This is a genomic window from Methylobacterium sp. 1A (assembly GCF_058072805.1).
In genome coordinates, this window is the sequence record NZ_JBYQVE010000002.1 from 1,515,981 (window position 1) to 1,540,912 (window position 24,932).

Annotated in this window: 17 protein-coding genes and 2 pseudogenes; 10 read left to right on the forward strand and 9 right to left on the reverse strand. The window is 64.9% G+C overall.

Going from position 1 to position 24,932, the window contains the following annotated elements; translation table 11 throughout:
• Positions 1-140 precede the first annotated feature (140 nt).
• On the forward strand, positions 141-761 hold the full coding sequence (locus tag ACX9MN_RS27195) for a CGNR zinc finger domain-containing protein (RefSeq protein WP_489725973.1): 621 nt from the start codon (positions 141-143) through the stop codon (positions 759-761).
• A gap of 96 nt (positions 762-857) precedes the next feature.
• On the opposite strand, the gene ACX9MN_RS27200 is transcribed toward ACX9MN_RS27195, so the two are convergent.
• Positions 858-1,403, reverse strand: a complete 546-nt coding sequence (locus ACX9MN_RS27200; RefSeq protein ID WP_489725974.1) for a YkgB family protein — start codon at positions 1,401-1,403, stop codon at positions 858-860.
• Between the two features lie 216 nt (positions 1,404-1,619).
• Here ACX9MN_RS27200 and ACX9MN_RS27205 point away from each other — a divergent pair, with 216 nt between their 5' ends.
• Entirely contained in the window at positions 1,620-2,600 is a 981-nt protein-coding gene (locus ACX9MN_RS27205; RefSeq protein ID WP_489725975.1) for an AraC family transcriptional regulator, read from the forward strand.
• A 70-nt stretch (positions 2,601-2,670) separates the two neighbouring features.
• Here ACX9MN_RS27205 and ACX9MN_RS27210 read toward each other — a convergent pair whose 3' ends face one another.
• The gene (locus tag ACX9MN_RS27210; RefSeq protein WP_489725976.1) at positions 2,671-3,300 is read right to left on the reverse strand and encodes an FAD-dependent oxidoreductase; all 630 of its coding nucleotides are present in this window, start codon (positions 3,298-3,300) and stop codon (positions 2,671-2,673) included.
• A gap of 100 nt (positions 3,301-3,400) precedes the next feature.
• On the opposite strand from ACX9MN_RS27210, the pseudogene istA (ACX9MN_RS27215) reads away from it, so the two are divergent.
• Positions 3,401-4,894: pseudogene (istA, locus tag ACX9MN_RS27215) on the forward strand (IS21-like element ISMex39 family transposase); the annotation flags it as partial.
• A gap of 5 nt (positions 4,895-4,899) precedes the next feature.
• On the forward strand, positions 4,900-5,631 hold the full coding sequence (gene istB / locus ACX9MN_RS27220; protein WP_043766072.1) for an IS21-like element ISMex39 family helper ATPase IstB: 732 nt from the start codon (positions 4,900-4,902) through the stop codon (positions 5,629-5,631).
• A gap of 222 nt (positions 5,632-5,853) precedes the next feature.
• Here the strand turns inward: istB (ACX9MN_RS27220) and ACX9MN_RS27225 are convergent.
• The 3 genes and pseudogenes from ACX9MN_RS27225 to istA (ACX9MN_RS27235) form a co-directional block, all read right to left on the reverse strand.
• Positions 5,854-6,567 (reverse strand): annotated as a pseudogene (locus ACX9MN_RS27225) (FAD-dependent oxidoreductase); the annotation flags it as partial.
• The gene (gene istB / locus ACX9MN_RS27230) at positions 6,452-7,315 is read right to left on the reverse strand and encodes an IS21-like element helper ATPase IstB (RefSeq protein WP_489725688.1); all 864 of its coding nucleotides are present in this window, start codon (positions 7,313-7,315) and stop codon (positions 6,452-6,454) included. The gene istB (ACX9MN_RS27230) and the pseudogene ACX9MN_RS27225, both read right to left, overlap by 116 nt.
• On the reverse strand, positions 7,312-8,574 hold the full coding sequence (istA, locus tag ACX9MN_RS27235; protein WP_489725977.1) for an IS21 family transposase: 1,263 nt from the start codon (positions 8,572-8,574) through the stop codon (positions 7,312-7,314). Before istA (ACX9MN_RS27235) ends, istB (ACX9MN_RS27230) begins: the two co-directional genes overlap by 4 nt.
• A gap of 154 nt (positions 8,575-8,728) precedes the next feature.
• Here istA (ACX9MN_RS27235) and ACX9MN_RS27240 point away from each other — a divergent pair, with 154 nt between their 5' ends.
• Positions 8,729-8,971 carry a hypothetical protein gene (locus ACX9MN_RS27240; protein ID WP_489725978.1) on the forward strand — a complete coding sequence of 81 codons (243 nt, stop codon included), beginning with the start codon at positions 8,729-8,731 and terminating at the stop codon, positions 8,969-8,971.
• A 135-nt stretch (positions 8,972-9,106) separates the two neighbouring features.
• On the opposite strand, the gene ACX9MN_RS27245 is transcribed toward ACX9MN_RS27240, so the two are convergent.
• Positions 9,107-9,439, reverse strand: coding sequence for a hypothetical protein (locus ACX9MN_RS27245; RefSeq protein WP_489725979.1), 333 nt, complete (start codon positions 9,437-9,439; stop codon positions 9,107-9,109).
• A 375-nt stretch (positions 9,440-9,814) separates the two neighbouring features.
• A complete protein-coding gene (locus tag ACX9MN_RS27250) occupies positions 9,815-10,228 on the reverse strand; it encodes a zinc-finger-containing protein (RefSeq protein ID WP_489725980.1) in 414 nt (137 codons plus the stop codon).
• A gap of 594 nt (positions 10,229-10,822) precedes the next feature.
• On the opposite strand from ACX9MN_RS27250, the gene ACX9MN_RS27255 reads away from it, so the two are divergent.
• Both ACX9MN_RS27255 and ACX9MN_RS27260 read left to right on the forward strand, forming a co-directional pair.
• Positions 10,823-11,833: an AAA family ATPase gene (locus ACX9MN_RS27255; protein WP_489725981.1), complete on the forward strand. Its 1,011-nt coding sequence runs from the start codon at positions 10,823-10,825 to the stop codon at positions 11,831-11,833.
• Between the two features lie 56 nt (positions 11,834-11,889).
• A complete protein-coding gene (locus tag ACX9MN_RS27260) occupies positions 11,890-14,427 on the forward strand; it encodes a S8 family peptidase (RefSeq protein ID WP_489725982.1) in 2,538 nt (845 codons plus the stop codon).
• 433 nt (positions 14,428-14,860) lie between these two features.
• Here ACX9MN_RS27260 and ACX9MN_RS27265 read toward each other — a convergent pair.
• Both ACX9MN_RS27265 and ACX9MN_RS27270 read right to left on the reverse strand, forming a co-directional pair.
• A protein-coding gene (locus tag ACX9MN_RS27265) for an IS3 family transposase (RefSeq protein ID WP_489725237.1) occupies positions 14,861-16,119 on the reverse strand; the annotation gives its coding sequence in 2 pieces (ribosomal slippage) (positions 14,861-15,772 and positions 15,775-16,119; 1,257 coding nt in all).
• 513 nt (positions 16,120-16,632) lie between these two features.
• Positions 16,633-17,622, reverse strand: a complete 990-nt coding sequence (locus ACX9MN_RS27270) for a hypothetical protein (RefSeq protein WP_489725983.1) — start codon at positions 17,620-17,622, stop codon at positions 16,633-16,635.
• 418 nt (positions 17,623-18,040) lie between these two features.
• Here ACX9MN_RS27270 and ACX9MN_RS27275 point away from each other — a divergent pair, with 418 nt between their 5' ends.
• Genes ACX9MN_RS27275 through ACX9MN_RS27285 form a run of 3 tightly spaced genes read left to right on the forward strand, consistent with a single transcriptional unit; the run spans position 18,041 to position 24,932 of the window.
• Entirely contained in the window at positions 18,041-21,079 is a 3,039-nt protein-coding gene (locus ACX9MN_RS27275; protein WP_489725984.1) for a BPTD_3080 family restriction endonuclease, read from the forward strand.
• Positions 21,076-21,996 (forward strand): hypothetical protein, encoded by a 921-nt coding sequence (locus ACX9MN_RS27280; protein WP_489725985.1) that lies wholly within the window; start codon positions 21,076-21,078, stop codon positions 21,994-21,996. The genes ACX9MN_RS27275 and ACX9MN_RS27280 overlap by 4 nt, the downstream gene beginning before the upstream one ends.
• On the forward strand, positions 21,996-24,932 hold the full coding sequence (locus ACX9MN_RS27285; RefSeq protein ID WP_489725986.1) for a site-specific DNA-methyltransferase: 2,937 nt from the start codon (positions 21,996-21,998) through the stop codon (positions 24,930-24,932). Before ACX9MN_RS27280 ends, ACX9MN_RS27285 begins: the two co-directional genes overlap by 1 nt.

Genomic DNA, 24,932 nt, shown 5'->3' on the forward strand with positions numbered 1-24,932 from the left:
ATCACGAAGGGTCACGTCGGTTTTGGGCAGAAGGTCGCAGGCTGGGAGTTTTGCACGCGATTTGCCTAACCGGAATAATGCTATTTCATCGGTTAGCTGCCATATGGGTTGAAGCTATCAGCGGCTTGCAAGACGACAGAATGGACCATCACCACACGCCCGCGATTTTTGTGGCTGACGCGCCAGGCCTCGATTTTCTCAATTCCATCGCGACACCGGTCGACACACCCGTCGACTGGATCAGTGACGGTGAGGGTCTGCTAAACTGGCTTGAACAGGCTGGTCTCGTTCGAGCGGCAACGTCCGCAGCCGTTCGGGATCGGGCGACCCCTGGAGAACTCGACGACATCGCGGCTCGGGCCCGACAATTGCGGGAGTGGTTCCGAGGCTTTGTCGATGAGCGTAGAGGACGCCCCCTCGCACCCGAGGATCTGCCCGAGCTCAAGCCACTCAATAGGCTCCTCGAGCGGGATCAGCGCTTCAGCCAGATCGTCTGCGAGCACGATGAAGGCATGCCGCAGCTGACAGTGCAGACTTCCCGTCATTGGCACACGCCGGACTCTCTGCTTCAGCCGATTGCCGAGGCTCTGGCTCAGCTCGTGTGTGATGAGGATTTCACGCACATCAAGGCTTGCGAGGGGCATACCTGCACGCTGATGTTTGCCGATCATACCCGCGGTCGAGCCCGGCGATGGTGCAGCATGGCGGTTTGCGGCAACAGGGCCAAGCAGGCGGCCCATAGAAAGCGCCTCAGGCCCTAGCGGGCGATGTTGGCTGCGGCTCGCGTCCGGGCTTGCGATGAACGCGGGCAGACAGCGCCCCTGAACCCAACAGCAGGGCGCAGGGGCACCGTCAGATCAGGCCTTCGACGGCCAGTTGGCGAAAGTGCCGTGCTCACCACTGAAGTCGCGAACCGCGCTCGCCCGGATCACGTCTTGCCTGAGCAGGTAGAACGAGACGACCAGCAAGACGAGATCCTTCAGGAGGAAGGCGGCGTTCATCGCCATGGCAGGGAATCCACCAGCGCCAGCGTCCCAAGCATCGGGCACGAACGGCAAGATCGTCAGCGTCGAGATGAACGTGGCCGTGGATCCGAGGGCGCCTAACACGCCTAGTTTCTTGTTCCAGAAGCCCAGGAACAGGAGCGTGCCGAAGGTCCATTCGGAAGCGCCGAGGAAAATGGCCGTGCCGCGAATACCCAGCACCGGAATGGTCCAAAAGGTGAGCGGACCGTGCGTGATCAAAGGAAGAAGTCCCCTGATCTCGGCCTCGAACCATTTATCGTAGCCAAACCAAGCGAAGATGACGACCATCGCTGCTCTCAGTAGATGATAGTCGAGATCTTTTCTGAGAAGTCCGGTCCGATTGAGGAGAGAAGCGACAAAGGAAATGAGAGCGTTCATGGCTGTAATCCTTCGGTGAGCGATCCTGCGCGATCTGCGCGAGTGCCACCGCTGCGACCTGACGCTGAGCCGCCGGATGGCGGGATGGTCCGACAAGACCGGGTGACGACCTAACTAAGCGCCAAACACGAGATCGGTTTAGCGGCCCGATACGAGTTGATTAATGCCTTGATGGAGCTAAAATCCGTCAGAACGTCTCAAATAAGTGAGCTCACTATGGCACCCCCTGTGGACTGGCTCAGCCGCCTGCTCACACTCGTCCCTGTCCGCGGCCGCCTCGATATCTACTGTGCCTACGGGGCGCCCTGGCGCATTGACCAACCGGGCGCGGAGGCCGGTGAGATGGCCTATCACGCCGTCGTCGCCGGATCGGCCGTGCTCGAGGGCCAGACGGGCGGCTCGCCACTGCGCCTCTCTGCCGGGGACATTCTGCTGCTCCCACAGGGAGAGGCGCACGTCCTCCACGATGGCAGCGGAGCCCCCGCAGCGCCGGCACACACACGGGCGGCCGCCAACCTGCTGATCAGTGAGAATACGGGAACGGGGGAGCGGCTCGACATGCTCTGCGGCCACTTCGTGCTCGCGCGACCGCAGGATCGCCTGCTGAGAGATTACCTGCCGCCGCGACTCGTAGTGCGAACGGCCAACCTGGGCGCATCCACCACCTTATCTGGAACTCGGGAAGTGCTGACCGGCCTCGTCTCGCTCATGCGTCACGAGGCGGTGGCGGACGGTCTGGGCGGCCGGGCCATGCTGGATGCGCTTTCCACGGCTCTGTTCACGCTGGCGATGCGACTGGCCAGCGAGGCGCACGAGACGCCAGTCGGCTTGTTGGCGTTGGCGGGTCATGCGCGCTTGGCGCCCGCCTTGTCGGCGCTGTTCCGCGAGCCGGGCCGCCCGTGGACGCTACCCGAGCTGGCACGCCTCTGCAACATGTCGCGGGCGACAGCGGCGCGCCAGTTCCAAGAGAAACTGGGACGGTCCGCCAGCGAGTTGCTGACGGATATCCGTATGGCTCTGGCGGCCGGCGAGCTGCGAAAGCCGTCCGCGAGCACGGGCGCGGTTGCCGAAATCGTCGGATACCAGTCTGAAGCCGCCTTCCAGCGCGCCTTCAAGCAGCGCATGGGCGTCACTCCGGCGCAGTGGCGCCGGGGTGCGCGGTCCGCTGAGCTGCCAGTCCTGTTCCTCTCCTTATGAAGACTCCGGACGGAGCCGCCCGTCGAACCCGCGGACGGCCGTCCAGCGCAAGCGCGGCGCTTGCGAGGCGCTACGGCGATCGCGTCGGCACGCCCGCGAAGAGCGGACCCAGCCCCTCCGCCATCGTCGGATGCGCCAGGACGGCATCTCGGAGCCGCTGGTAGGGCAGGCCCGCTAGCATCGCCATCTGCGCCACCGCCACGACCTCGCCGGCCTCGGAGCCGATCATGGTGAAGCCCAGGATGCGGTCATCCTCGCCGACCAGCGCCTTCATGAAGCCCTGGGTCTCGCCCGTCGTCTGCGTGCGCAGCACAGCGCTCATCGGCAGCCGCGCAACGCGGACAATCACGCCTTGGCGCTGCGCCTCGCGCTCGTTCAGCCCGACGCGGGCGAGTGGCGGCTCGGTGAACATGTTGGCCGGGACGAGGCGGTCCTGCGTGCTACGCTGGCCTCCGGCGAGATTGTCCCGGATGATCCGGAAGTCGTCGACGGAGACGTGGGTGAACTGCGGGCTGCCGGCCGCCTCGCCGAGCGCCCATACTCCAGGCGCGCTGGTCTCCAGACGCTCGTTCACCTGGATGTAGCCTCGGTCGGTCAACGCGACGCCCGCCCCCTCTAGCCCGATCTCTCGCGTGTTGGGGGAGCGCCCGGCGGCGACGAGGATGTGGCTCCCCTCGATGGTCTGTGTTTCGGCGTGCAACTTTGACCCCTTGAGGCGGGGGATCGGCGTCCAATTCTGACCCCCTAACCTCGTTCTCGCAGACTGCCCTCTGGTGCGGCCGGAAGGGTGGTGCAGGGGGATGAAGGGCGTGGACACGATTGCGCGCATCCGGCGCGAGTTCTTCACCCGCGGCCGCGCGATCAAGGACATCGTCCGCGACCTGCACGTCTCCCGCAACACGGTCCGGAAGGTCATCCGGTCGGGGGCCACCGCCTTCACCTACGAGCGCGACGTGCAGCCTCTGCCCAAGCTCGGGCCGTGGCGCGACGATCTCGATCGGATGCTGACCACCAACGCCGGCAGGTCCGCCCGCGAGCGACTGACGCTGATCCGGATCTACGAGGCGCTGCGCGGGCTCGGCTACGAGGGCGGCTACGATGCCGTTCGGCGCTATGCCAAAACCTGGAAGCGCGAGCGCGCCTCGGTCACGGCGCAGGCCTTCGTGCCGCTCATCTTCGCCCCAGGCGAGGCCTACCAGTTCGACTGGAGCCACGAGATCGTGCTGATCGGCGGCACGACCGTCACGGTCAAGGTCGCTCACGTCCGGCTCTGCCACTCGCGCATGCTGTTCGTGCGGGCTTATCCGCGCGAGAGCCAGGAGATGGTGTTCGACGCCCACGACCGGGCGTTCGCGTTCTTCCGCGGCACCTGCCAGCGCGGCATCTACGACAACATGAAGACCGCGGTGGAGACGATCTTCGTCGGTCGCGAGCGCGCCTACAACCGTCGCTTCCTGCAGATGTGCTCGCACTACCTCGTCGATCCGGTCGCCTGCACGCCGGCCTCGGGCTGGGAGAAGGGGCAGGTCGAGAACCAGGTCGGGCTGGTGCGCGAGCGCTTCTTCACCCCGCGCGTCCGGGTGAAGAGCTACGACGAGTTGAACGCGCTCCTACTCGATGGAGCTATCGCCTACGCCAAGGCCCATCCGCATCCCGAGGAGCGCGAGCGCACCGTCTGGGAGCGGTTCGAGGCCGAGCGGGCGGCGCTGGTGCCCTATGCTGGCCGCTTCGACGGCTTCCACGCCGTCACCGCTTCGGTGTCCGCGACCTGCCTCGTACGCTTCGACAACAACCGATACTCGGTCATGGCCTCCGCCATTGGCCGCCCGGTCGAAGTGCGAGCCTACGCCGAGCGCATCGAGATCCAGCAGGACGGGCGCGTCGTCGCCGAGCACGCGCGTGCCTTCGGCCGGGATCAGACCGTGTTCGATCCCTGGCACTACGTCCCTGTGCTCGCCCGCAAACCTGGCGCGCTCCGGAACGGCGCACCGTTCAAGGACTGGGTGCTGCCCGCCGCCCTCGACCGGGTTCGACGCAAGCTCGCCGGCAGTGCCGGGGGTGACCGGCAGATGGTCGAGATCCTCACCGCTGTGCTCGGTGACGGGTTGCCGGCGGTCGAGGCGGCCTGTGCCGAGGCCCTGCGCGAGGGCGTCCACTCGGCCGATGTCGTCCTCAACATCCTCGCCCGGCAGCGCGAGCCGACCACGCCCGTCACCATCCTGACGCCCGAGAGCCTGCGGCTGCGCCACGAGCCGGTCGCCGACTGTGCCCGCTACGACAGCCTAAGGAGAGCACCATGATGGAACGCCAGCAGATCCTCGCCACCATGGGCGATCTGAAGCTCTTCGGCATGAAGGCCGCCTACGACGAGATCATCAAGGTCGCAGTGAAGCGCACCCACGAGCCGCAGCAGATCGTCGGCGACCTGCTCCAGGCAGAGATCTCCGAGAAGCAGGCACGCTCGATCCGCTACCAGATGACCATCGCCAAACTGCCCCTGGCCAAGGACATCGCCGAGTTCGCCTTCGACGGCACTCCGATCAACGAGGTGCTGGTGCGTGATCTCGCCGGCGGCGAGTTCCTGGCGCATCAGCGCAACGTCGTGCTCGTCGGCGGCACCGGGACCGGCAAGACCCACCTCGCCATCGCCCTTGCACGAGCCTGCATCCGGGATGGCATGCGGGGCCGGTTCTACAACGTCGTCGATCTCGTCAATCGGCTCGAAGCCGAGGCACGCGCCGGCCGGCACGGCCGCATCGCCGACCATCTGGCGCGGCTCGACTTCGTGGTGCTCGACGAACTCGGCTACCTGCCGTTCGCGCAGTCGGGCGGCCAACTCCTGTTCCACCTGATCAGCAAGCTCTACGAGACGACCTCGATCGTGGTCACCACCAACCTCGCCTTCGGGGAATGGCCGAGCGTGTTCGCCGGCGATGCCAAGATGACCACCGCGCTCCTCGACCGGCTCACCCACCACTGCGAGATCGTCGAGACCGGCAACGAGAGCTGGCGCTTCAAGAACCGCGCCTGAGGCCAGCACACACGTCGCGCCTGCTGGACCCCTGATCAGCCCGGCTGCGCCACCCCGACCCGCCTTCGCCGGGCTGATCAGGGGCGTCCCGCCATACCCATCCAGGGGGTCAAAGTTCGACGCCGATCCAGGGTCAATGTTCAACGCTGTTTGACAGATGGTCTGCTCGCCAGCGCCTGTGCGCACGACAAGACTGACCGCCTGCCCGGAGCGGCCCGTCACGCTCAGGGTCTCGGCGTGCGTGACGACTGCGATACCCTCGGCAGCAAGGATTTCCTGCATCGCGGTGGCGACGTCGGCATCTTCGTTGCTCAGGAGCTGAGGGCCAGCCTGCAGGATGGTCACGCGGCTCCCGAAGCGGCCTAGCGCCTGCGCCATCTCCAGGCCGACATAGCCGCCACCCAGCACGATCAGGTGCGCGGGGACGGCATCGAGCTCCAACGTCTCGATGTGGGTGAGCGGAGCAGCCTCATCGAGTCCAGGAATGGCGGGGATGGTCGCGTGCGTTCCTAGGTTAAGGAACACCTGATCGCCCGTCAGCACGCGCGTGCCGCCATCGTTGAGCCGCACCTCCAAGGTCTTCGGGGCGACGAAGCGCCCGCTGCCCATGATCAAGTCGACGCCGGCGTCGCGGTATGCCTTGAGGTGGAACGCGACCTCGCCCTCGACCATCGTCCGCTTGCGTTGGCGGACAGCCTCCATGTCGGTCGTGACCGGACCGGTGATGGTCCCGAACTGTGCGGCGTGGCGCACGAGGTGTGTCAACGCCGAGTGCAGCGTCCTCAGATCCGCCGAAGGAAAAATCCTCACTTCAGCTTGATCAGCTGGGGCCAACCTCAGGATCGCGTCGCAGGGGCGGTCGACCTCGTCGCTTCGGGGCCGGTGGCGGTGTGATGAGCGCCTTCGAGCGCACGTGCTCAGGCACCAGATCAGCATGCTGACGCAGCCGGTAGCTCGCCCCTTCGATCTGCACCACGACAGCATGATGCAGCAGACGGTCGAGGAGCGCAGTGGCCACGACGGGATCGCCGAACACCTCGCCCCATTCGGCAAAGCCGCGGTTCGAGGTCAGGATCATGGCGCCGCGCTCGTAGCGTGCGTTGACGAGCTGGAAGAACAGGTTGCCCCCGCCAGGCACCACGGGCAGGTACCCTATCTCGTCCACGATCAGCAGGGCGAAGGCCGAGAGGAAGCGGATGCGCTCGCGCAACGTCCCCTCCCGCTCCGCCTTGGCCAGCGAGGCGATGATGTCGGCCAACGTCGCAAAGTAGACGCTGCGCCCCGCCTTGATCGCCTCCACACCCAACGCCACAGCCAAGTGGCTCTTTCCTGTGCCGGGTGGCCCCAGCAGGTGCACCGCCTCGCGGCGGTCGAGGAAGTCCAAACCCGCCAGCGCCAGGATGCGGTTGCGGTCGAGCGAGGGTTGGAAGGCGAAGTCGAAGCCGGCGAGCGTCTTCACGCTCGTGATGCGCGCGGTCATCAGCGCCATCTTCACCCGCCGGTTCTGGCGCAGCGTCAGCTCCTCGGACAGCAATACGTCGATGGCGTCGACCGCACCGATCTGTCCCTGCTCGATCCGGCGCAGGGTCTGGTCGAGAACTTCGAGCGCCCGGGCCATCTTCAGCCCGACGAGGTTGCGCCGGATCCGCTCCAGCGTCGAGGCGGGATCGAGCCCGTCCGTCATGGCTGGCCTCCCGCGGCGAGGCGGCGACCGACCGCCGCGTAGATCTCCAGTGAACGCCGCGCGACCTGCTCTCCGGCGCGGCCGATGATGAGGCTGCCCTCACGTGCCGGCCCCTGCGCACGCGGAGGAAGGCCCGACCCGCGACGGTGACCCGAGGCGACCTGGGTGCGCCGACGGCCCTCGATCACGGGGTGCACGGCGACCAAGCGCCCGGCATCGAAGATCTGGATCTCCTCGGCGAACTGGTGGACCTCGACGAGACGGCGCGTCCGGTCCGGCACGCTGTAGAAGTTGCCGCCCACGCTCACGAGACCCTCGTGCGTGACGCGCCGCTCCAGACGCAGCACCGCCCGGAACGGCACGAGCGGGAGCGGCTGCAGGCTAGGCCGCTCCTCGGCAAAGGCTTCCGCGACGACGCGCTGCGTGGTGCCATGCAGGCGCACGTTGGCGACCGTGGCGAGCCAGCCGCCGAGCTGGGCGTTCAGCTCCTCGAGATCGCGGAAGCGACGGGCGAGGAAGAAGTCCTCGCGCACGTAGCGGAACGGCCGCTCCACCTTTCCTTTGGTCTTGGCCCGGTAGGGCCGGCAGGCGCGCGGCAGGAAGCCATAGTGGGCGGCCAGCGCCACGAGCGAGCGGTTGTAGACGATGTGGCCGTCCTCGCTCTCGCCGGTCACCGCGGTCTTCATGCGGTCGTAGAGGATCTCGCCGGGCACGCCGCCCAAGGCCGCGAAGGCGGCGATGTGGCAGCGCAGGACCGTCTGCAGGTCCTGGTGCAGGACGAAGCGTGCCCAGATGTGGCGAGAGTGGCCCAGCACCATCGAGAACAGCCAGACGATGCGGGTCACACCCGGCTCGTCGGCAAACGTGACCTCGAAGCGGGCGAAGTCGACCTGAGCTTGCTGGCCGGGCGGGGTCTCGAAGCGGACCTCGAAGGGAGCGGGTAGCGCCGGTCGAACGGTGCGCAGGTAATCGGTCACCGCGGTGTAGCCGCCCGTGTAGCCGCGCTCCCTGATCTCCCGCCACAGCCGGGAGCCAGTCAGCGCGGGATAGGCGGCGACGCGTTCGCGCAGATAGGCGATGAAGGGATCGAGCTGATGCTCGCGAGGTGGGCGCGGCTTGTAGGCGGGTGGCTCGAGGCCGCGGGCGATGTACTTGCGGACCGTCTTGCGGTCGAGGTTGAGCTGCCGGGCGATGGCAGTGACGGACAGGCCCTGGCGGTGCAGGTCCAGGATCATGACGAGTTCCCCGAGCTGGACCATCGCCAATGCTCCTCGTGCGCTCACGAGGGTTGATCATCGGCGAGGTGACGACGCCCGGCTGCCCGGATCTGCGCGCCCGCCTCAGCGGAGGCACGCGTAACTGGGGATTATTCAGTCGGCGCCTCCGCCCATCATTCATCCGGCGTCGACAGAGGTGAGCGACCTTGGCGCTCCAGATCTCGTTCTTGCTGGGCAGGCAGGCGATGTTGGGACACGAGCCGCCGACCCAACGACGTTCGACGACGGCGACCCGTCGCCCGGCGCGACCCAGATGCCAAGCGAGCAGCTTGCCGCCTTGGCCGCTGCCGAGGATCAGCGCGTCGAAGTGTTCCGGCCGGGATGCGGCTTGTGCCTCGGTATTGCCTGTCTGCTCGTGCTGCGGATGTATGTCGAGTAAGGGGTCGGTCGCGCTCATGGTCGTGGCTCCGGAAATAAGCGTAAGCAGAGGGCCGCCTCGGCAGAGGCGGACTTCAACGCGTTCCGGCAATCTGGCTGACAAACTCCGGCTGCGGTCGCGCTAGCATTCGTCGGATCAGCAGCGACTGCAAATCGTGGTGGTGATGAGCTGATCCAGGCGGTGCCTCTGAGCGTCGAGCGCAGGGGTCGTGCCGGCGCGCCAATCCAGGGCCGCACCGGGCGGCTTGGTCTGACCGACGGCGCTCACGCGCCGAAAGACCATCGTGGTGTGGAGCGGCGGTAGCTGAACCGGCTTCGCGGCGGCTGAGGTCTCCGACATGAAATGCCCTGCCGCTGCAGGCGTCACCGCTGTGCTAACGAGGACGAGGGCGGCGAGCGCGGTGGAGACCAGCTTTGACGTGCTGCTTCGGGCAACGCTGTGGTCAGAGGAGAAAACGGCGCGGGACATGTGAAACCCCTTCGTCTGAGTTGCGAACTTGGGGCCACATTAAGGACGGCGATTGATACGGTGAATGCTTCAAAAGCCTTTAATTATGCTCCATCGTCTCGTAGTGGGGCCTCTGCCCTCGTTCTGTTCCCTCGGATAGAAGCGCAAACAGTTCGCCGTGTCGGCGCCGAAGGTGCCTCGGTTAAACGGCACGGTTAGGTTCCGGCTATGCCGTTCTAACGCTGAAGATCTTTTGGAACGCTGCTCCTCTTATTCGCTCTCTCTAAGGTCGTTCATCGGCATCGAAGTCAAAAGCAGGTCGGATTTGGCACGTCTGCTTTGGGACGAATGGTCAAAGTCCAGGTGCCACCTTAAGCAGCCCCTCAGTGACGAAGCTCAGTAGGTCCGGGTCTCAGGATCATGAGCGCGCGCGCTCGTTTCCACCGCTGGTGCAGCCGCCAAGGAAGCCCGGATAGCCTTGACGGCGCGAGGGACACGCAAGGCGACCTCGGCGTCCATCAAGCTCATGTGACAGTCGTCTCGTTCAATGCCGAGCTCCTGGGCGAGTAACTCGTAGGCGATCTCCCGATCGACGAGGCCTTCCTTCCAGAGAGGGTCGAAGCAGAGGTGGGCGTTCTGCCTGGCGCGGACGCGTGCCCCATGAGCTTGGTGACCAGCCTCGTCGCGGAGCGGCTTGCTGCCCTTCGACCACAACCCACACGGCTCACAGCGGCTCTTCCGGCCCGTCGGTGTCAGTGTCTGGGTCGCCGGTTGCCCACAGCGGGGGCAGATCGGGATGGGCTTAGCCACGCTTCCAAGTCTCCAAGGTGTCTGGCAGCCGGACAACGTGTCCCCCAAGTGTCCTGAGCGCTCAATACGACCAATGCGATTTTGTCCGGTTTTGTCCCCCGCGTGTCCCCTAGATGTCCGCTGTGATCGCGATTTTCATCAAAACGGACAAGTTGGACGTAGCCTGATCGAGGCGTTTTCCTAGGAGAGCATGCTCGCATTCTATTTTTCGCCCATGTGCGAATGAGCGAAAAAACTCTTCCTGCCGAGCCCGACAGAGTTTGCGGGCGCTGATCACGAAACTCGCCTTGGACGCTCGGCTGGTCGACGCGGTCACACCCGAGGATCTGGTGGGGAACGGGAGAGCGTGGCAGCTCGGTAGCAGCCCATCCTCCGTCGCATTCGAGCGGCGCTAGACGGGCGCACGGTTGCTGTCAGCACCGTGGTCGAGCCACTGGCCATCTCAGCGCCAACTGGTATCAAGCCAAGCTAAGTGTTTGCTGCCCAAGGAGGCGCCGGCTAGCACCGTGCGGTTTGTTGGTGTTTTGTTCTCGTGCACGGCCTGTTAGGATCACAGTAGGTATACGGGGTTGATGCGGTCAGAAGGGGAGGGCTATGTCGACCAAGCAGCTACTCGCCCTTCTGAGCTCGCACGTCGATGGTGACGACGAGCAGGTTCTCTCCATCGCGCTGCAGGTGGCTGCCCAAGAAGCGCGGCAGGGCCGGGCCGACGAAGCCGAGCAGCTGAAGCGGCTTGTTAAGAAGGCTCGCGATCAGCAGCGGACCGGACGGCTAGCGTCGGGACAGACGCCGATCCCGATGGCGCGCCCACGCGGTGAACTCCAGGGCCTCGTCGAGAGCACATACCCGAAGATCTCGCTGGCGAGCATGGTGCTGGCTGATAGCGTGCGCGTCCGGCTGAGCCGCATCGTGCGACAGCAGCAGGAGCGCGCTGCCCTTCGTGAGCACGGCCAGACACCGCCCGCTCACATTCTCCTCGTAGGTCCCCCTGGCACCGGTAAGACGATGACGGCCGCTGCTTTGGCCGGTGAGCTGAAGCTCCCGCTCTTCACCGTTCGCCTGGAGTCCGTGTTCAGCCGCTTTTTAGGTGAAACAGCCGCGAAGCTGAGGGTCCTGTTCGACCAGGTGGCCCAGACCCGCGGCGTCTACCTCCTCGATGAATTCGACGCTCTCGGGGCTCGGCGTGGCGAGCCCAACGACGTCGGTGAGATCCGCCGAGTGCTCAACTCCGTGCTGACCTTCATGGAGGAGCCGAACGCGACCGACAGCCTCGTGCTAGCGGCGACCAACCATGTCGAGATCCTCGACGAGGCCTTGGCGCGCCGGTTCGAGGAGGTGATCGAGTATGGCCTACCCGATCCAGCAGCAGCCAAGAGCCTGCTGGAACGCCGCCTGGGCCGCTACAAGCTGAATGCGAAATCCTGGTCGAGCCTAAAGCCAACCTATGAAGGGCTGAGCCAAGCCGAGCTTGTCCGGGCGGCGGATGCCGTTATTCGCGACGCCATTCTCGAAGGCACTCTTACCGTGGAAACCGCTGCATTGCGTTCGGCCCTTCAAGATCGACAGACTCTCAGAGGCAAATTTAGGCGAGCTACAACCTCTTAGCATCAAATAACATTTTCATAACAAATAGAGGGACGTGCGTTCTAGGAAATAATTTGATGGCTGATGAAAATTACGGCGCTCGAGATCTCCAGCATATTTCAATCGAAAAATTCAAAGAGAACTTCAAGTATAAGCCGCGAACCAATGAAATTAATCGGAAGCCTTTGCGTTCCGACTACGCCGCGCACGCCGCTTCGCTCATCACCCAACTTGCTGCCGCCATGACCGGCTCGTCTTTAGGCGGCGGTCCTCGACTTCAGATCGACAATCTCAAACCTGGTGCGCTTGTTGAGATAGCAACGAGAGCGCCGGATCAGAATTCACGCACGAAGGCGGCCAAGGTGCCGTCTGGGTTGGATTTCCTTAAGCAGGGGATCGTGATCCTGCGCACCGAGCGCCGCGACGATCGCACGGAACACGCCGTATGGTTCGTGCCAGACGACGCGCATGCGTTCTTGGAGAACCGCATCAAGCGATACGGTCGCAACCCTGGAAATCAGGAGCGGCCGGACGTCGAGAAATTCGAGCTCATCGAGACCTTGAACGCGGCGGCACCCGCGCTGCTCTTTACAGGTGCGGTCGACTTCTCCGCCCCGGACACCGTCTGGTGGGAGCTTTGGGTGCGCGGACAGAAGTCCCTGGTGGCCAGCCTCGCCGCACATGCCCGCGCTGCCAACTTCGACGTCCACCCCGACAAGCTCGAGTTCCCGGACACGACCGTTCTCTACGTCCATGCCGCCGTCGCTGCGCTTCTCGTATTTGCGAGCCAAGTCCCCGGTGCAATCACTGAAGTTCGCCGCGCGGCGGGCACGATCGAGCCCTTCCTAGACCGGCGGGATCGGAAGATCGGGCAGCACGACTTCGTCAACGACCTAGTCGGTCGTCTCACTCCACCCCCCGCTGAAGCCCCGACCGTCTGCGTTCTCGACACCGGAGTCAGTGCCGCTCACCCGCTATTGCTGCCCGGCTTACAGGGAGCGTGGACCTACAACGAAGCTTGGGGTGTCGATGATCACCATCGCCATGGTGGTCATGGCACTGGTTTGGTCGGCTTGGCACTCTATGGTGATCTCGAGTCGTTGATGAACAGCGCCGCGCCGGTCGCCCTGACCCACAGCGCGGAGTCGATGAAGCTCCTTCCCCCGCCCGGCATCCCCGAGACTCCACCGCGAAGCTGGGGGATATTCACGCAGGGAGCCGTTGCTTCTGCCGAGCTCGAGCGGCCGGGCATCCTGCGCAGCTTCTGCTTGGCAAACTCCGCAACCCACTTCCCGTCGAGCCGCCCCTCGAGCTGGAGCGGAGCACTCGATCAGGTTGCGGCCGGTGCCATGAAGGGCGAGGTGGGCGATAGCGGGTCTGATGATGACCGCTTGAGGCGGCTGGTCCTGGTTGCGACGGGCAATGTGCAGCCCGGTCCTCGCGCCCAGATCGAGACTTTGCAGTCCCTCGAGGACCCTGCCCAGAGTTGGAACGCGCTTACGGTCGGCGGCTTCACCCGCAAAGACACACCGCCGAAGCATCCGCGTGGTTTGACGCCTGTTGTGCCGGCCAACCACCGCAGCCCGTTCAGCCTCGGCTCCCACGCGCTCCCCTACGACCTAACGCCCATCAAGCCCGAGGTGCTCTTCGAGGCTGGCAACATGGTCGCCGATGAGTCCGGCGACTGCGACGCTCATGACAGCGTGGCCCTGTTGACCACCGGTTCTGACGTGGTCGCGGAGCCCTTGTTGTCGTTCTGGGCAACAAGTGCCGCCGTCGGTGTGGCTGGCAACTTCGTCGGACGCCTACAAGCCGCGCTCCCGGACCTGTGGCCTGAGACGCATCGGGCTCTCACGGTCGACTCTGCGACATGGCCGCAACCGATCCGTGCCAAGTTTATTGGAACGGGTGCGCACTGGAAAACCGGCAACAAGCGGCAGAAGCAGCAGCTCCTACGTGAGTTCGGCTACGGCGTGCCGGACTTAGAACGCGCAATCCTGTCATCGCGCAATGACGTGACCTTAATCACCCAGGCCGAGATCCAGCCTTTCGTCCTCAGCGAGGATCGGAGTAGCGCTGTCTTCAACGACATGCACTTCTATAAGCTGCCTTGGCCGCGATTGGCCTTGCAGGCGCTCGAGAACGAGATCGTCACCATGAAGGTGACCCTGTCCTACTTTATGGAGCCGAACCTAAGCGGCAAAGCCGCGACTCGCCCTGACACCTACCGCTCCTACGGCCTGCGCTTCGCCATGAAGAAGCGCGCCGAGAGCGAACCGCGCTTCCGTGCCCGGATTAACGCGAGCCAGGCGAAGGACGGCACGGTTAGTCAGCAAGAGGCGGACTACTGGTTGTTGGGTCCCAAGGCAGTTGAGGCAGGGTCCCTCCACTGCGACCTATGGCGGGGCTACGCTGTCGATCTCGCAGGTCACGATGGCATCGCGGTCTACCCCGTCGGCGGCTGGTGGAAGTCGCACCTGGGTCAGAAGCGCATGAACTCCAAGGGCCGCTACGCACTCGTGGTTTCCATCTCAGCGCCGGGCCAGACCGTTGACCTCCACGCTGAGGTGACTTCCCTCGTCGAGGCTGCGGCTGTGGAAGTGCCAGCCGCCTAGATCTTGCACCAACAAGGGACTGGAGGCCTCCTCCTTCGGGCGGGTCACCTTGGTGAGGGCCCGTTCTGCGTCTGCCCGTGCAAGCCGTGATGTATCCTGCAGAGGGAACTCGAGCCTGCTACCTCGACGAAACGAGCGTCGTCTGAACCGCCATCGCCGAAGGGCCAAGTGTGATGGAGCTTGAGGTAGAGCCCGCCCAAGCGGGGCTATGAAAACCGCTGGTTCATGCGGCTCTTGCACAGCCAGGCTGTCCACACGGGCCGTAGACGCGCTGAGGACGCTCAGGGCGGGCGAGAGCGTGCCCGCGCTCTTCCCGCTGCTGCAAGAGCCGTCAGGCTCGCCTGGGACTGCCTGAGGCGCCGTGTGGGGCGGCAGGACCTAAACCTGCACGATCTGAAGCACGAGGCGGCGTTCCAGCAGATGTTGTTGCCCCCTAAAGACCGGACAGGGTCTCCTGGGTTGATCGGGTGATGAACTCGCGCGGCGAGCGGTAGCCGAGCGCGCGATGAGGATGAAGATCGTTGTAGTGCGCCAACCAAACGGGGAGCTGGCGCAGCACGCTCTCGGCATCCGGTAGCACCGAGACACGCACGTAGTCGCGTTTCAAGGTTCGCACGAACGCTTCGGCCATGCCGTTGCTCTGCGGGCTCTCCAGCGGCGTCGTCTTCGGTATCAAGCCGAGTTCGCGGGCGAAGCGGCGCGTGTCGCGGGCGACGTAGCAACTGCCGTTGTCAGTCAGCCACTCGATCAGGCTCGGTAGCTGGTTGACCGCCCCGAAGCGATGCTCGACGGCCGCCACCATCAGGTCTCGGACGTCCTCGCCCGTGATGCCCGCCGTGGTCGCCACGTAGCTCATCGCTTCCCGATCGCAGCAATCGAGCGCGAAGGCGACCCGCACACGCTCACCGTTCTCTGCCGCGATCTCCAGCCCGTCCGAGCACCAACGCGTGTTGCGCACGGCCACCGCCACCTTGCCCTCGTGACGGCGCGTCTCGGCTCCGCCCGCATGTCGCTGGAGCAGGAGGCCGTGCACCTTCATGACCCGGTAAACCCGCTTGGCGTTCGGCGCAGGCCGCCCATCCCGCTCGGCCTGCCGGCGCAGAAGGGCATGGACTCGCCGATAGCCGTAGGTTGGCAGATCGGCGATAAGCGCCTGGATCGCGCCGAGCAACGCGGCGTCGGGTGCAGGCGGACGGCCGCGTCGGCCCCTGGGCTTCCAGGCGGGGGAGGCCTGCCTGGACGAGGCGAGGTGCGGGCGCGACACGCTCAAAGCTGCGGCCACAGCGCTCACCGGCCGTCCCCCGGCCACGAGGTCACGCGCGAGGGCAACTTTTTGGGGGCGGCAACCCGCTCCATCGCCTCGCGCAGGATCTCGGTCTCGAGCGTCTTCTTGCCCAGGAGCCGCTGCAGCTCACGGATCTGCTGCTGGGCAACACGAAGCTCGGAGGCTGGCACCACCTCTTCACCGGCACCGGCGGCCGTGAACGCGCCGCGCTCCATCAGCCGACGCCACGTGAACAGCTGGTTGGCGTTCAGCCCGTGGCGGCGGGCGACGAGCGAGACGGACTGGCCAGGCAGATAGGTCTCCTCGACGAGGCGCACCTTCTCCTGCGTGGTCCAGTGCCGCCGGCGCTGGACCGAGGTGATCACCTCGACGCGCTCGGCGCGGGGCGGGTCGTTGGAACTCACCATACGGTCGGTCATAGGCACACACTTCCATAAGCGTGAGCCCCTGTCCGGTCATTTAGGGGGCTACTTCAAGCAGATCGAGGGAGTTTCAACGTCGTCGAGGTCGCCGCGATGTCGAACCAGTGGGAGCTTGCGCGTGCTTCAGCGCGACATGCACCTGCGCGCTGCCGACCTCGCCGAGACGTTGGGGTAGGCGTAGGAGGTCAAGGTGGCGGAACTCGAGGGGCAGCGGCTCTGTGTCACGAGACGGAGGCCTCATTCGCCGCAGCACAGGGGTGTCCCGGGACCTCGTTCGCGTCCTCCGAAGCCAGCTTCCTTCGTGTTCCGGGACCTCCCTACCCCAGGATCATCCCCCGGAAGCAGATCAACGTCACGCTTTCCATAAGTTAAATACTTCCTCAAGGTGTATTAGATTTATGGAAAGCGTGACGCGCGCTAAAAGCAGGCCCCGGTCCATGAGGTGTGCCGCCGGGGTATGTGGAGGTGAAGTCAGACCGAGGCTGACCCGGCTCTGGACTAGGTCAGGTCCTGCAAGGTGGTGCCGGCGGCACCCCGGCCATCACGACCGCGCTCTCGATATCGGCGAGACCGGTCGCGCGACTGCGCCCGCTTATGCGCGGCCACGGGGTCATCGCCGTAGAGCTTGATCGACCAGGCCTGGGCGACGGCCGATGCCTTCGCACACCGCTCGACCAAGGGGCAGGTCGCACAAGGCGGCAGCGCGCGGTCCACGGCGACCGGCAGACCGAAACAGGACGGCAGCAACTGGACGAGTGGGAGCACGTCCGGCGGCACGGGCGGGGCAGTCCCGCTGACCGCCTCCCGTGCCATGGCCACCACCCGGGTGCCGTAGGTAGCTTCTGCCTGCTCGACGCTCACGAGGCGGTCGGTGTCGATGTAGCTCCCGAGAGCGTGCCTCAAGTTCGACCGCTTCTTGACGACCTCGAGCGCGTGCCGTTGATGATCAAGCTGGTGCGGGAGGCCCAGGAAATTCTCGGGTCGATAATGCGCCAATGCCGAGACCGCCTGGCGGCCAGCCAGCTCTTCTTCCCACTTGGCCTCAACCGCGGCGAGGCAGTCCGGCTTGTTCCAGAGCTGTCCGGGACGGGGGACGCGCCTCCACTTCCCACGTCGCAACACCGCCTCCATCGTCGTGAAGATGAAGAAGCGGTAGCGCACGCCCAGCGTGTCGGCGCAGACACGCGCGTTCCAGAACGTGCTGAACTCCCGGCGGTCTGCGAACAGCCCCTCCTTGGCCGTGCCGCGCTTCAAATCGGCCGTGGCCGCGTCGAAGTCGCTCCTCCACTTGGCGTGGAAGGCGAACTTGTAGTCCGCCATGAACTGCAAGGTCGCGTCGAGTGGCGACATAAAACGGTAGTCGAACCACTTCCTCATCGACAGATCGCGCTCGACGCGCCAGTCCTCGGGACGCATGTGCTTGGCCGCGCGGATCATGTCGGCTGTCCTCTTTTTGAGGCTCGACCGGTCGAGGAGTTCATCGGGCATGCGGGGGCGATCAGATGAGAGGGGCATCTGTTGGGTCTTTCTTCGTGGTGCTGCGTTGGCCAGCGGCCGGTGTCTCGCTCTTTGTAGCGAGTCAGCCTCGGGATTTGCTTCGGCGGCGCGGCGCGGCGCTTGGCCTTGAGGCGCGGGGCGGAGGCGAAATTTCTCGCCGTCGGAGACTCGCTGCGCCTGCAGCACGAAGCCCGTGCTATCTCCGACGACTAGATCGCCTTGGTGCCGTCGAGGTTTGCGCCACCAAGTTGGTTGCGATTACGGTGGGCAGTTGCCAGCCTTAAGTTGCGCGCATGGCACAGTGCGCAGCTTCTCGATGACTCGGTGGTCACGCTGCTCGCGTCGGGTCGCTGATCTCGGTATCCACCCTCAAGGCTCAATGGCCCGTCGAGCAGGAGGGTGAGGCAGCGTGGCGAAGCCGTTCTTCGAGCAGCCGATCCTCAACTCGCCCTACGAGGTTCCGACCCAACATCACGCGCTGGACGCAGACGGCCAGCCCCTCGACCAGGAGCCGGTCAAGGGTCGTCGGCGCTCAGCGCTCATCACGCCCGTGCCGAAGGCGAAGAAGCAGCGCGGCAGAGGCAAGCAGGCGGATCTGGGGCTCGGCGACGACGGCGGTCTGACCTCCGCGGATCAGGCTTACAACCCGACTCCGATCATCAATGAGATCCGCGGGCACGTCGCCTCCTGGCGCGCGCTGCCGAACCCAGCGGACTGGGGCGTCACGCCGGCGACACAGCGGCTGCTCCAGCATTGGCGGCGTGATCGCGACTGGCATGGGCCCCGGCCGTTCTTCTGCCAGGTCGAGGCCGTCGAGACCGCGATCTGGCTCACGGAGGTTGCCGGGCGGCAGCGCCAGTATGCGCACCTGATCAGACACATCGAGGGCGCGAACGAGGGTGCCAATCCCGGCCTGCCCCGTCTCGCGCTCAAAATGGCGACCGGCGCCGGCAAGACGACGGTGATGGCCATGCTGATCGCGTGGCAGACCATCAACTGGGTCCGCAGCCCGAACGCGAAGCATTTCACCCGAGGCTTCCTGTTGGTCACACCGGGGATCACGATCCGCGACCGCCTGCGCGTGCTGATGCCTGGCGATCCCGACGCCTACTACGACAAGCGCGAGCTGGTCCCAGCCGACATGCTCCAAGACATGGGGCAGGCCAAGATCGTGCTGACGAACTACCACGCGTTCAAGCGCCGCGAGACGCTGGAAGTCTCGAAGGTTGGGCGCTCTCTGCTTCAGGGCCGGCACGCGCCGATCGACACGATCGAGTCCGAGGGTGCGATGCTCCAGCGGGTCTGCCGCGAGCTGCTGCCGATCAAGAACCTCGTGGTGATCAACGACGAGGCGCACCACTGCTACCGCGAGAAGCCCGGGGCCGCTGAGGATTCGGTCGCCGCTGAGGACCGCGAGGAGGCCAAGCGCAACGCTGAGGCCGCCCGGCTCTGGATCTCCGGCATCGAAGCGCTGAAGCGCAAGGTCGGCCTGCGCGCGGTCTACGACCTCTCGGCCACGCCGTTCTTCCTGCGCGGCTCGGGCTACCTAGAGGGCACCCTGTTTCCGTGGACGGTGAGCGACTTCTCGCTCATCGACGCCATCGAGTGCGGCATCGTCAAACTGCCCCGCGTGCCGATCGCCGATAACGCCGCGAGCGGCGAAGTGCCGCTCTACCGCGAGCTGTGGGAGCACATCGGCAAGGCGATGCCGAAGAAGGGTGCAGGCAAGGCCGGCACCCTCGATCCGCTCTCTCACGTCTTCCCGAGCCAGCTCCAGACGGCGCTGCACGCCCTCTACGCGCACTACGAGAAGACGAGCGAGGCCTGGGAACGAGCCGGCATCGACGTGCCGCCGGTGTTCATCGTCGTATGCAACAACACGGCGACCTCAAAGCTCGTCTACGAGTGGATCGCCGGGTTCGAGCGGCCAAACGCCGACGGCGAGGCCGAAACGCGCCACGTCGGACACCTGCGCCTGTTCCGCAACTACGACGACAACCGCCAGCGGCTCGCGCGACCCAACACACTGCTCATCGACAGCGAGCAGCTTGAGTCGGGCGAGGCCCTCGACCCCGCCTTCCGCGACATGATGGGCACAGAAATCGAGCAGTTCCGTCGTGAGCGGATCGAGCGCGGGGTCGACGCAGTCACGGCGGCCGAGACCACGGACGCAGACCTGCTGCGGGAAGTGATGAACACGGTGGGCCGGAAGGGCCGGCTCGGCGAGCGAGTGCGCTGCGTCGTATCGGTGTCGATGCTGACCGAAGGGTGGGACGCCAACACAGTCACTCACATCCTCGGCGTGCGAGCCTTCGGCACGCAACTCCTGTGCGAGCAGGTGGTCGGGCGCGGCCTGCGCCGGCAGTCCTACGAGCTAAACGACCAGGGGCTGTTCAACGTCGAGTATGCCGATATCCTCGGCATCCCATTCTCGTTTACCGCCGAGCCCGTCGTCTCGGTGCCGGCTGCACCCCGCAAGCTCACACGCGTCCAAGCCCTGCGACAGCGCACGGACCTCGAGATTGGCTTCCCCCGGGTCGAGGGCTACCGCTTCGATCTGCCGAACGAGCGGCTTTCCGCGACCTTCACCAACGAGAGCCACTTTACCCTGACACCGGCGAACGTCGGCCCAGCCAAGGTGCACATGGCCGGCATCGTCGGCGAGCAGGTGACGCTGGACGCTGAGGAGGCGTTCAAGGACATGCGTCCGAGCGAGCTGTCGTTCAAGCTCGCCAAGCGTCTACTGGAGACGCGCCTGCGCGACCCGGACGAACATCTGCCCGTCCACCTGTTCGGGCAAGCCCAGCGCGTGGTGCGCCAGTGGCTCGACGGAGGCTACCTCGTCGCGAAGGGGGTCCCGCGGGCCGCTGTGCTCTACCCGCAGCTCGCCGAGCAAGCGGTGGAGTTCATCTACCTCGCCTGTCAGCGCTCGGTGCCGGACGCCAAACGCATCAAGGCTGTGCTCGACCCCTACAACCCGGTGAGCTCGACCCGAATTGTCAGCTTTACCACCTCGAAGGCGGTTTGGGAGACTGACCCAAGCAAGTCCCACGTCAGCCACGTCGTGCTTGACTCCGAGTGGGAGGGCGAACTCGCCAGAGTGTTGGAGGCGCACCCGCGGGTGCTCGCTTACGTGAAGAACCAGGGGCTCGGCTTCGAGGTGCCTTATCGCGATGGAGCGGTGCCGCGCCGTTACCGGCCGGACTTTCTCGTGCGCCTAGACGACGGCCGGACCGATCCGCTCACCCTTGTGCTGGAGACCAAGGGTTATCGCGGCACCGACGCACAGCTGAAGGCCGAGACCATGGCTGTGTCTTGGGTCCCGGGTGTCAACGCGCTGGGTGCACACGGCCGCTTCGCCTTTCACGAGTTCCGCGATGTGTTCGCCATCGAAGAGAGCTTCCGCAAGCTTGTGGACAGCCTCGTCGCGGTCGAGGACTTCGCGTGACCGGCGCCGTCGATCTCGGGCGCCTGGAGGACGTCGCCGTGCGCCGGGCCTGGGCGCATGAGGCACTGGGCTTCACCCCATGGCTGGCGGCCAATCTCGACCGGCTCGGCGAGGCGCTTGGGCTGAAGCTGGAGCACGTCGACTCGGAGGTCGCGGTCACGCGGTTCGCCGCCGATATCCTCGCTCACACAGTGCCGGACGGCCGCGCCGTGTTGATCGAGAATCAGCTGGAGGTCAGCGACCACGGCCATCTCGGCCAGATCCTCACCTACCTTGCCGGCCTCGACGCACGCACGGTGGTCTGGGTCGCGCCCGAGTTCCGGGAGGCGCACCTCTCGGCAATCCGATGGCTTAACCAGCACACGGCGCCAGGCTTCGACTTCTTCGCCGTGCGCCTGCGCGTCGTGCGCATCGGCGACTCGCCGCTAGCGCCGCTGTTCGATGTGCTGGAGCGACCGAACGACTGGGAGAAGCGCCTTCAGGAGGCGGCGAGAGAGGGAAATGAGCGTGGGCCCGCGGGTGAGGCGCGCCACGCTTTTTGGTCCGCCTACTGCGCCGAGATCCCCGCAGAGACAGCTCGGGGCAAGCCGAGCGGCGCCATTCAGCGCTGGGCTTCGGTCGGCGGCACTGGCCTCGTCCTGTCGCGCTTCATTGCCGAGCGCTACGCGGGGATCTGTGTGCGCGGGCCGCGCGGCGCCAGCACAGCCGAGATCGCCGAACGCCTGGAGCCGGTCAGGGACGCACTGGCTCAGCGCCTTAGCGTGCCATTCGATCCTAGAGCCGCATACCTCTTCATGAAGACCGTCGATGGAAGTTACGCGGCGGCCGGCGACCGCGCCCGGCTGATCGCTTGGCTCGCTGCCGAGACCGACCGCTACGCCGCCGCGATCACCGACATCCTGGGAGACACAGAGTAATGGCGCGCGGACCTGCCCGCAGCATAACCAAGTCCGTCGAGACCCTCACGCACGATGAGGCCGCACGGAAGAACATCCCCACCGCTGAGTTGCAGAGTTTCGCTGAGGCCGAGGAGGCGATCACCGGCTTTGCGCCCGAGCCCTATCCCCGTGCTCGGCCGCTCCCAAGCGGCGAAACTCGCCCGCGCGACCAAGACCTCGACCCGCAGATCGTCTGGAACGGCGCCCGCATCCGGCTCACGCGCGAGCAGGTGCAGGCGCTTATGGAGACTGGTGAGACGGCTATCGGCGATGCGCAGCTCGTCTGGCGCGGCAAAGACCAGCAGGACTGGTCCGATCTCATCGTCCAGGCGCCGCCCCTCTACATCCAGGAGAAGATCCACCCGAAGGCGATCATTGACGACCTACGCCGGGCGGGCACGCGTATGCCCGAGGACGACGTGCCGGACCTATTCGCCGACTTCAACGGCCTCGACTCGGAGGCACGCACAGAGTTCTACGCCCACGACCAGCACTGGTCGAACCGGATGATTCTGGGCGACTCCCTGCAGGTCATGGCATCACTAGCCCAGCGGGAGGGAATGAAGGGGCAGGTGCAGTGCATCTATTTCGACCCACCCTATGGCATCAAGTTTAACTCGAATTGGCAGGTCTCGACACAGTCGCGCGACGTTAAGGACGGCAAGCAGACTGATATCTCCCGCGAGCCTGAGCAGGTGAAGGCGTTTCGCGATACCTGGAAGGACGGCATCCATTCGTATCTTACCTATCTGCGTGACCGGCTGACTGTCGCGCGGGAGCTTCTTCACGAGAGCGGGTCTATCTTCGTTCAGATTGGCGACGAGAATGTGCACCGTGTTCGAGCGGTAATGGATGAGGTATTTGGATCCGAAAATTCTATTTCGGTATTATCTTATTCTAAGACGTCTACAACGACTGGCAAGTTCATCGCTAATACAACAGATTTCATTTTATGGTATTCGAAGAACAAAGATCACACGAAGTTCAACCAGCTTTTTGTGTCGAAAGAAATTGGCGGCTCTGGCGGGTCGAAATATGATCAAGTTGAATTTGAAAATGGTGAGCGCCTTTCACTCGCCTTGGCTGCCAAATTGAAATCCGACGGATTATCAAAAGGTAAGGTGTTCCGAATCGACAACATTACGTCTCCTCGCATACGTGAGTCGAGGGCGGGCATATTTAAGGTAGAAATTAACGGCAGAAGCTTTATGCCGGCACAAGGAGAATGGAAGACCAACGCTGTTGGTATGCAGAGGTTGAAGATTGCGAGCAGAATACATGCTTCATCAAACAGTCTTGGATATGTCCGATTTTTGATGGATTTTCCCGCGTATCCTTTGACAAATACTTGGATGGATATCGGAGGAATCCAGAGTCGCGCGGATCCGAAGATATACACTGTCCAGACTTCAAAAACGGCGATCGAACGCTGCATCCTCATGGCCACTGACCCCGGCGACCTTGTCCTCGATCCTACTTGCGGCTCAGGCACGACGGCGACCGTGGCGGAGCAATGGGGCCGACGCTGGATGACCATTGACACAAGCCGCGTCGCCTTGGCGCTTGCCCGGACGCGCCTGATGTCGGCCCGCTACCCCTACTATCTGCTCGTCGACAGTCCCGAGGGCCGGGCGAAGGAGCAGGCAGTCTCGGGTCGCCCGCAGCCGCAGAGCGCGGCCTACGGCGACATCCGCCAAGGCTTCGTCTACGAGCGCGCCCCGCACGTCACCCTCAAGTCGATCGCCAACAACGCCGAGATCGACGTGATCTGGGAGCGCTTCCAGACCTTGCTCGAACCCCTGCGCGGCGAACTCAACGCCGCCCTCGGACAGACCTGGGAGGAGTGGCAGATCCCCCGCGAGGCCGGCGCAGGCTGGCCGGACTCAGCGCGACAGGCGCACGCCGCGTGGCGGGAGGCGCGGATCGCCCGGCAGCGCGAGATCGACGCTTCAATTGGTCGGGCCGCCGACGTGGAGATGCTCTACGACCGGCCCTATGTAGACGCGGGTAAGGTCCGGGTCGCGGGCCCGTTCACGGTAGAGAGCCTTTCGCCCCACCGCGTCATCCCCGCCGACGAGCTCGACCTTGACGCGGAGTTCGAGGCACTAGACGGGCGCCGCGCCCGCGACGTAGCCACCGCCCCGGCGCAGGACTTCTCCGCGATGGTGTTGGAGAACCTCGCCGCCGCCGGCGTCCAGGGTCGCGACCGCGCTGACCGAGTGCGCTTCACGATGCTTCAGCCCTGGCCAGGAAAATTTATTGGCGCTGAAGGGCGATTTGTCGAAGGTGAGGACGTCGAGCGCCGCGCCGCGATCCTGATCGGCCCCGAGTTCGGCACGCTGTCGCGCCCGGACCTTGTAGCTGCTGCCCGGGAGGCGGCCGACGCCCGCTTCGACGTGCTGGTGGCCTGCGCCTTCGCCTACGATGCGCACGCGAGCGAGCTGACCAAGCTCGGGCCGCTGCCGATCCTGCAGGCGAAAATGAACCCCGACCTGCACATGGCCGACGACCTTAAGATCACCGGCAAAGGCAACCTGTTCGTGGTGTTCGGCGAGCCCGATATCGAGATCCGCTGCCTCGACGGAGACCGGCTGGAAGTGGAGGTGAAGGGCGTCGACGTGTTCGACCCCAATACCGGCGACGTGCGCTCGAATGACACGTCTGGCATCGCCGCGTGGTTCGTCGACACCGACTATGACGAGGAGAGCTTCTTCGTCCGCCACGCCTATTTCCTGGGCGCGAACGACCCCTACAAGGCGCTGAAGACCGCTCTGAAGGCCGAAATCGACGAGGCTGCCTGGGCGACTCTCTACCGAGCCACAAGCCGGCCATTCGCACGACCGCGAACGGGAAGGATCGCCGTCAAAGTTATCAACCACTTCGGGGATGAGGTGATAAAGGTGTATGGGGTTTAG